The 9,068-nt window shown below is 39.8% G+C and carries 6 protein-coding genes and 1 pseudogene; 2 read left to right on the top strand and 5 right to left on the bottom strand.

Translation table 11 applies throughout. The annotated features are described in order from the left end of the window. Window positions 1-134: 134 nt before the first annotated feature. Window positions 135-1,862, top strand: a complete 1,728-nt coding sequence (locus tag F7734_RS59350; protein WP_155753525.1) for a hypothetical protein — start codon at window positions 135-137, stop codon at window positions 1,860-1,862. A gap of 236 nt (window positions 1,863-2,098) precedes the next feature. Here F7734_RS59350 and F7734_RS59345 read toward each other — a convergent pair whose 3' ends face one another. The 5 genes and pseudogenes from F7734_RS59345 to glgP form a co-directional block, all read right to left on the bottom strand. Then, a complete protein-coding gene (locus F7734_RS59345) occupies window positions 2,099-2,998 on the bottom strand; it encodes a glycine betaine ABC transporter substrate-binding protein (RefSeq protein WP_155753524.1) in 900 nt (299 codons plus the stop codon). Continuing rightward, window positions 2,995-3,639 (bottom strand): ABC transporter permease, encoded by a 645-nt coding sequence (locus F7734_RS59340; protein WP_155753526.1) that lies wholly within the window; start codon window positions 3,637-3,639, stop codon window positions 2,995-2,997. The genes F7734_RS59345 and F7734_RS59340 overlap by 4 nt, the downstream gene beginning before the upstream one ends. Before the next feature lie 111 nt (window positions 3,640-3,750). Further along, a pseudogene (locus F7734_RS64960) lies at window positions 3,751-3,885 on the bottom strand (ABC transporter ATP-binding protein); the annotation flags it as partial. Between the two features lie 459 nt (window positions 3,886-4,344). Further along, the gene (locus F7734_RS59335) at window positions 4,345-4,515 is read right to left on the bottom strand and encodes a hypothetical protein (RefSeq protein ID WP_155753523.1); all 171 of its coding nucleotides are present in this window, start codon (window positions 4,513-4,515) and stop codon (window positions 4,345-4,347) included. 154 nt (window positions 4,516-4,669) lie between these two features. Further along, the gene (gene glgP, locus F7734_RS59330) at window positions 4,670-6,883 is read right to left on the bottom strand and encodes an alpha-glucan family phosphorylase (protein WP_155753522.1); all 2,214 of its coding nucleotides are present in this window, start codon (window positions 6,881-6,883) and stop codon (window positions 4,670-4,672) included. Window positions 6,884-8,125: 1,242 nt separating this feature from the next. Between glgP and F7734_RS59325 the strand changes: the two genes are divergently transcribed. Next, on the top strand, window positions 8,126-8,824 hold the full coding sequence (locus tag F7734_RS59325) for a DUF6875 domain-containing protein (RefSeq protein WP_155753521.1): 699 nt from the start codon (window positions 8,126-8,128) through the stop codon (window positions 8,822-8,824). Window positions 8,825-9,068 lie beyond the last annotated feature (244 nt).

The raw sequence follows: 9,068 nt of genomic DNA, 5'->3' as shown, positions 1-9,068 counted from the left end.
GAAAAAATCTCAAACTCATGAAAGAACTGCACGAGATATCTTTGCAAGATATTTAAAAAAATCTGGTGTTGACCTTGGCAAATCTCCCTAGATCTGTGGTAGGATTTATAGACGCACACAAAGAGGATGTTAGTGTGGCAGAATCAACCAAAACCTATACAGACCAAATAAACTTTTGGCATTGGGGAGAATTATTTACTATCTCCAATTTAATGGATTCTGCCCGACATCATTGTCTGTCCATGATTCTGACGGGAAAAAGTAAACTTGATTGCAATAAGGAATTACAAGCTAAATTCAATATAAATAAACGATATAGCAATTCTATATACACTGAGGTGCAAGGAATTGTCACCAATGTCAATAAAAACAGGCTCGCTCGCATTAAAGTTTTAGAAGGTCAGCTTAAGTCCATAAAATCTGATATCAAAAAGCGCGAGAAGCAAATTAAAGATTTCGCCAAGCAAGAAAAGAAATTAACCAATCAGAAAAATCCGGCAAAAAAAGGATTTAAAACTAGTAAAACCAGAATCAAAAAAGCTTGTAGTATTTACGCCAAGCAGCGTCAAACAACGCAACTTCAAGACGCGAAATTTGGTTTACATCAAAAGAAACGACGATTAAACCTACTCCAATCACAATTGGCTCATTTGAAGTCCACATCAATAAAGTACACGCTACCAGATATTGCCAACAGCTTTGTATTAGTAGGTAGCAAAGATGAGTCATCAGGCAACCAATTGGCGCAATTTGATTATCTTGAAGAAACGGATAGCTTTGTTCTCTCTATCCGCACTCCCTATGCGCTAGAAGAAAGACTGGGTGGTGATTACATTCGGATTGATGGGTTGAACTTCAAATATGGCTTCCACGAAATAGTCGAATCTATCTCAGCTCGTTGCTACAAGGTAAAAACTAAGGACGGAACTGAAAAATGGGTAATTGGTTGTAGTGCTGTCACCCTCCGATTCTATTGGAAAGATAATTGTTGGTACGTTGCCGCTACTACGGATATTAATCTTCCAGAAATCACATCTGAATATCTATCTGGTTATGTTGGCGTTGACTTAAATGCAGATTCCGTTGGATGGGCAGTGTGCGATGCCCAAGGTAATTTATTAGAATATGGCGACTACAAATTAGATTTACATTCCACTAGCTCTAATCAGAGGGAAGCTATCCTGAGAGATGCTGCCACATTTATTGCACTCAAAGCTAAAAAATACAATTTTCCAGTTGCATCTGAGAAATTAGATTTTTCTGGAAAAAAGAGACAACTTAAGGAGAAAGGAAAAAAATCTGCCAGAATGCTTTCATCATTTGGTTATTCCCAATGGAATGAAGCTTTGGACGCGGCTTGCTCAAAATACGGGATTTATCATAAGAAAGTAAATCCTGCCTTTAGTAGCAAAATTGGGATGCTCAAATTTATGTCTATGTATGGCATGAATTCAGCGTCATCAGCAGCATTCGTTATTGCTCGTCGTGGTAGGAGATTTTCAGAAAGGCTTCCAAAACAACATCATTTACTTAATTCTCTACTTCATTCCAAGTCCGCCTATCCGCAAGGAAAGCACGTTTGGTCTCAATGGAGTAAGTTGTCAAAGAGTCTTAAGTTGATTCCGAGACATCAATATTTTAATGCCCGTCTTAACAGGACACGAGTGGTTACGAGCAATCGTCACTCTACTTATTCTATAGGTAGGGATGGACTTTTACTCAATCCAGTTCAACTGGAGCTATTCGAGCTTGGTGTAAGTCCAAGGGGAAATGATACGGTAACCGTTGCTGTGTCTAAGTCTAGAAAACCTCGTAAATGTATACAAACTTCATTTACCCAGATTTCTCTAGATTTAAATTAGCGGTATGGACAACTACTTCCAATACTCATCACCTGAGCTACGCGGAGGTTTCTGATTGGCAAATTCGTCTATCTAATATTCGGAGAGCAGCATCTGAATTTACCAACTATAACGGGGAATATTCAGGGATGGTTAGTGGAGCTTCCTCCTCCGACTCAAAGATTGTGTTGGCGAATATGAACTAAACATCATAACTCTTTTGGGTTTCCAAGTAAAAAAAGGTTATTTAACTACCTTTACAACCCATGATATTTGCGAAACTCTCGTACCACTTCCTTGACATCGCGCAACTCACCCTCCACTAGACTATTTAATTTTTGTATTTCCCCAGCAGTAATTTTTCCTATAAGTTGAGAGATTGCTGCTTTTAATTCTGGATATTTTTGTAAAGTTTCTTGACGTACAATTGGTACAGCTTCATAGGGAGGAAAATAGCCCAAATTATCTTTCAATACAACTAAACCCAAACGAGCAATTTGCCCATCAGTTGAACTTCCTGCTACTATATCAACCAAACCTTGAGTTAAAGCCCGATAAATTAAATCCAAGCTCATTAACTTAGGCGGCTCTCGAAAACGTAAATTATAAGTTTTAGCCAACCCTGCTAAACCATCTGGACGTTCAACAAATTCGTACCCAAAACCACCCCGCCATTGAGGAGTATACTTAGCAGCATCCGAAAGGGTTTTCAGATTATATTTTTTTGCATCTTCACCGCGAATAGTCATTGCAAAAGTACTTTCATAACCCAAAGGAGGCATAACTTCCAACTTAAACTGCTGCGCGTAAGCTGCTTTTAACTTATCAAAAACCTCCCTAGCACTACTAATAGACTTCTGCTTTAATACTGCCGTATAGACAGTACCAGTATAGTCAATATAAGCATCTACTTTACCCGCAACAATCGCATTATGGCAAACAAACAAACCCCCCAACCGAGGTTTTCTTTCCACCTTTAACTTAGTCGTCGCTTCAATCTGCTGCGCTAACAATTCCCCCAAAATATCCTGCTCCGTAAAATCCTTAGATGCAACAACAATATCACTTCCACCTCCACCACTACTGGTCAAATTACAACTAGCAATAGCCAAAATCAAAACCAACCCTAAAACCAAAAATACCAAAAATCTTCTCATTCGTAACTCCTAACTCCTAACCGCTTTTCCAACCACCCTATCCCCAAATCAGCTAGCAAAGCCATAGCTGCCGCAGGAACAGCACCAGCTAAAATTAATTGATTGTTTACCACTGCAATTCCCCGAAAAATAAACACACCCAATCCACCAGCACCAATTGCAGCACCAATAGTTGCAATCCCAATGGCAATTACCATTGCCACCCTTACCCCTGCTAAAATAACTCCCAATGCTAAAGGAATTTCTACTTGCAATAATAATTGTTTATCCGTCATTCCCATCCCCCTACCAGCTTCGATAATCGCTGCATCTACGGTAATAATACCTGTATAAGTATTGCGAATTACAGGTAATAACGAATATAAAGTTAAAGCCACAATCGTCGGAGTTGCACCAATACCACCAATAACTGGAATCGGAATTAATAAACCAAATAAAGCCAAACTAGGAATAGTTTGCAGAATATTGGCTATACCTAAAACAGGTTTTTGTAAGCTTTTATTTCGAGTAATCACAATCCCTAAAGGAATGCCAATAATTGTTGCAATAGTAATAGAAATAATTACCAAAAATAAATGCTCGCCAGAATGCTGGAGAATTTCTGGAGCATATTTAATTAGAAAAAAATCACTGAAATTCATAATAATTTTGGCTTGAGACATTGTAGAAATGCAAGACTTTCTGGATGCTGCGATTGCATAAATTCCTCCTGCGTACCCAATACTACTAATTCACCTCCATACATTAAACCAATTACCGCTACGTCTCAATAATATCAGTGCTTCTCCATAATTTATAGTAAAATTCAAGTTGGATACCAAAGGGCGGTTGTTGCGACTAAACGTGACGTTACGAAATTTGATAGCTGTTTGGTTGCTGAGATTCATTTTGGATTTTAGATTTTAGGTTTAAATAATTGTACTAGTACATGAAGGCAGAAGTTCGGAGGCAGATAGCAGAAGGCGCAAAAGCTTTGAATGTAAGCTTTTTGTTTGTTATGAATGGTTGCTTTATTTATGCCGTGCTGTACTAGTAAATTAAAATCAGTAAACCAAAAAGTTTTTCCCAAAGGCGATCGGCAGTTAAGGGTTTCGTCTAAATAAGTTCTTGATTATACTAAAACTATTAGAAAAGTTTATCCTAGCCTGGAATGCTCTTCAAAATGAAATGATACAAGTAGTATTTACTTTTTTGGAGAGAAAAGTGACTATTTCATCACAAATTGGTTCTAACGGTAAGTAAGTTTTAAAATAATAAAATACAGCATTTTTTAGGTAAATGAATTACATCAGTAGGGGAGCAAGACCGCCGCATCCTTACAACAATCTGTAATTCAGTGAGCTGAGTTAGATAGAGGTAGCAGTTTCCAAGGCTTTTGGAGTTTGCGATAAGCCCGGTACGGCTTGCACTTCGCGACGCACCCCTTTCACCACCATTGGCACTCCTCCTGAAGGTCTGATAAGAGCACCTTGACGAGAACGAGGTGACACTGGAGGCGGAGCCTCCCAATCAGGCATTCCCAGGCTCCGCCTGAGAACGAGGTGACACTGGAGGCGGAGCCTCCCAATCAGGCATTCCCAGGCTCCGCCTGGGAACGAGATTACAGGTATAAGAAAAGGGCAGGTATTATACCTGCCCTGATACTGAACCAGGAAAGCGTGAATTTCTTTCTTAAAGCAGAACTTTCGCCAAAATTGGTTGGAAACTTGTCGCAATCTCTGGAACGTAGACCTGTGATACGTAGTCAGCAATCATCCTATCCGTGTTAAACAGGGGTCCATTTGTCTTAATTGATGCTTTCATCATTTGCACCCAACGGTGAGGAATACCGTTGCTGTCTTGGTCGTAGTATAGAGGTACTATTTCCTCTTCCAGAAGCTTATAAAGCGACTCTGAGTCTATACTATCTTGCAAATCCTGATTGCTGGTGTGAGCGTCCTCACCAATTGCCCACCCATTTATACCTTTACCATTTGCATCTGCTATGTACCCTTCACACCACCAACCATCTAGTACGCTGCAATTAATACCTCCGTTAAAGCAAACTTTTTGTCCGCTTGTACCTGATGCTTCTAAGGGGCGGCGGGGATTGTTCAACCAAACATCAACGCCTTGCACTAGTTTTTGACCAACGTAAATGTCGTAGTCTTCTATAAAGGCAACTCGATGTTGAATTGCTGAATCTCGACACCATTCCATCAAACGCTGAATAATGCGTTTGCCTTCTTCATCTGCTGGGTGAGCTTTTCCTGCAAAAATAATTTGCACTGGACGTTGGGCGTTGCCAAAAATCCTAATTGCCCTTTGAGCGTCGCGCAACAGCAAGTGACCTCGTTTGTAAGGGCTGAAGCGTCTGGCAAATCCAATTGTCAGCACGTTAGGATCGAGTAGGGTTTCGGCTGCTTGAATTTTGTCGTAGTCTTCACCACGCAGTTCGCGAGCTTTCTTAATTCTGTAACGCGTGTAGGCAATGAGCCGCTCTTTCAAAACTCTATGTCGCCACCACAGTTCTTCATCAGGGATTTCGTCAACTTTCTCCCATGTTTTGGGATCGATCGCACGAGTCTTCCAATCTGCTCCTAAATATTGCGAGTACAACTCTGCAAGTAAGGGCGCAGTCCAAGTGGGAGCGTGGACTCCATTGGTAATGTAACCGATGGGAACTTTGTCCTCAGCCCGATCGGGATATAAAATCGTCCACATCTTGCGGGAAACTTGACCGTGCAATTTGCTCACACCGTTGGCTGTACGGCACATTCTTAATGCGAGTACAGTCATGCCAAAGGGTTCCCAGGGATCGCCCAATCTTCTTGCACCTAAAGCCAAAAATTGCTCGCGAGAAAGGCGCAACTTGGGCCAGTATTGGGCAAAGAAGGAATCGATTAAGTCAGGTGAGAATACATCGTGACCGGCGGGAACGGGTGTGTGGGTTGTGAAGACGCAACGAGAACGTACATCGGCTTCTACGTCGTAGAATGATTTCCCCGTGCGTTCCATTTCCTGACGGGCAAATTCTAAAGTACAGAAGGCGGCGTGTCCTTCGTTGAGGTGATGGACGGAAGGCTGAATGCCTAAAGCTGTTAGCGCTTTGACGCCTCCAATTCCTAAAACCACTTCTTGAGCAATACGGGTTTCTTGGTTACCACCGTATAAATGCCCGGTAAGCCATCTGTCTATGGGATCGTTGTCGTGGCGATCGCTATCCAGTAAGAAAAGACTGACTCTTCCCACTTGCACTTGCCAAATTTGCAATTTCACCCGGCGATGGCGAATGTCTACATCAATAGTAATTGGTTCCCCTTGCTCGTTTCTGATTAACTCCAAGGGCATGCGATGGAAGGGATTATCTACATAATAGTCTTCTTGCCACCCATTCCGATTTAGCCTTTGTCGGAAGTAACCTTGGCGATACAGCAAGCCAACCCCAACCATTGGAACACCCAAATCTGATGCTGATTTGAGGTGATCCCCTGCGAGAATTCCCAAACCGCCAGAATAGACAGGTAAGGATTCATGAATACCAAATTCGGCGCAGAAGTAGGCAATGGGATTTTCTCTTGAAATTTGCGGTGCTACCCGACTCACCCAAGTATCTTTTCTAGTTATGTACTCATCAAACTCTTTTGAGAGCGCCCCAATCTGCTTGAGGTAAAAGGGGTCTTCTGCTAACTGGGTAAGACGTTCGTATGATGCTGTCTCTAAAATTGCTACTGGATTGTGACCGCACCGTTCCCATTCTTGGGGATCGATGGTTTGGAAGATCGCAATGCGATCGCTCGTCCAACTCCACCAATAGTTATAAGCTAATTCTGCCAAAGGCTTGAGTGGGAATGGTAATTTCTGGCCCAGTACCTGCGCTGCGGTCATTGCACTGCTGATATTCATATAATTCAACGTTCTCGCTTAGTTGTTCTCTCTTTCAGTCCACACCAGCTGCCTTGCAATTGCTCTTACTTAGTTTGTTGTGCTTCAGCCTTCCTCTAAAAACGATCCAAGTAAGCTTTGCAGCTAATTGACTGTTGTTATTTTTTGAGCTACTCAAAATCATCCTTCTTTTCTGATGATTTTGACAACTTTTTTACATCAAATTAATTGACATTATTTTAAATAAATTTTTTTCTTATTAAGTTTTTCTTTAAGAAGCGTATGCATAAAACTGATGATAAGTCAAGAAGTAGAAACCAGACACTAGAGGGTAGAAGGAAAGACAAATACCAATACTTGTCGGTTAAACGTAAAAATACGAAAACACGTAGGTTGGGTTGAGGAACGAAACCCAACATTTACAGGTTGAGGAACGAAACCCAACATTTACAGGAAGACAATTACTCTCTTGTCGTTCTAAAATCACTGATTTTTTAGTCCGTGAACCTACTGAGTTTGTAGTTGCGCTGTCTTCAAAGACAGTTTAAGTACGTTATTGGTTTAAGTAGTACGTTTTTATACTTATAATAAATTGATTTGAAATTTAATAGAATCTCGTTCGAATATATTTTGATTCCAATAAAATTATATTTTTTGTGTAAACACAGAGATTAACAAGTTGATTTATAATGTTTTTATAAAATATTTCTGAACTTTCATAGAATTTTTATAAAAAAGATATTCAGTATTTTATATAATCAAAATGCCTTTATGAGATATTAACAAAACTCATATTTTTTCTACGCAATCTATATAATTAGAGTGATAAAAAAATGCTGAAAATAGAGATTTCCATTTCTACATTAAAAATTTATAATTCTACTAGGTATTATCAGTTTGAACTTTACAATTTTTTTGGTAAACCTATTTATTAGGTAGAATTACATGAGTCAGTGAGGCAATTTCGTTAAAGAAAATATTTTTATGAAGAAGTGTTTGGTTACTCAACTTTAGAAAGCTCTGACAAAGTCACGTATACAAACACTTGAAAAATACATATATCGCTTCCGCTTGAAGGTCGGGTGTAACTGCCTAGAGTTCCAGATCAATTGGCAATTATATCTATTGCCTCAGATCTGCCATATAGCTAAAAGCCACTTTCTTAGAAGAAATGAAGGCGACTTTCGCTGTTTGACCGTTAATAACTCCGTTCTACATAAGTTAAAAATTTTCATTGGAACAACATCTCACCAAATAATCACAATGCAACTTTATACACCTACCGATCTCAACCAGCTTGAACAAGACCTTCCCTACTTAATTAAAACTATGGAGTGGGTTGAAAATTTTGTAGGGCGTTCTCATCCCGATTTAGGTAGACCAGGTCCTGTCTGCCCGTTTGTGCCTCACTCAATCAGATCTAACAGCATGTCTCTAGCAGTTCTCAGGATTAAAAATTTGGAACGGCAGGAATTAATAGACAATGTTTTACGCTACCGAGATATTTTTCTTGAGACAGAACCACGTGAGGGGGTAGCCGCCTTAAAAAAAGCACTGTTAATCGTTCTGCCTGATGTCGATCCTGACGATGCCACTGAAATCATTGATAGCAACCACCAAATACTGAAGCCTTTTTTTGTGGAATTAGGGCTGATGATTGGGGAATTTCACAAACATACTCAAGGAACAGGAGCACACAATCCAAAATTCCATCCATTTCAAAGCCCCATCCCCATGTTTGTTATCCGTTACATGGTGGAATCTGATATTCTCTTCCTTCAAGATAAAAACCCACGCTTACGCATTCAGTATCTCCAAGCTTACCTACATTACCTCGAATCTGTTTATTCACAGAAGTTTGGCCAGAAGATTAAAGATGAAACTAAGTTAGAAAAGGCTCGCCAATTAATACAGATAGCACAAGAGCAATTGCAAGCAGAAAATTTAGATTGTACTCATTAAATATCTCCACGTAAGAATGTAGAGGCTGGCCATACAAGTCTCTACAAAGATTGTATGAAGATACACAATTAGTTTCTGGAAATGTCTAAGCTGTAAGTATATCTCTGGGTAAAAGTAAAGCAATATTACACAGGTTACTTGTAAAAAAATGTATTAAATTACACAGAATACAAAGATTTATGTGAGAGGATGCTTGAAAAGTCATGATTGATGTATGAAATATTTTTTTACCCCACCCTAACCC

The organism is Scytonema sp. UIC 10036 (assembly GCF_009725235.1).
Note: the sequence above shows the minus strand (reverse complement) of the source record. Positions and strands in the feature narration are given on the sequence as shown.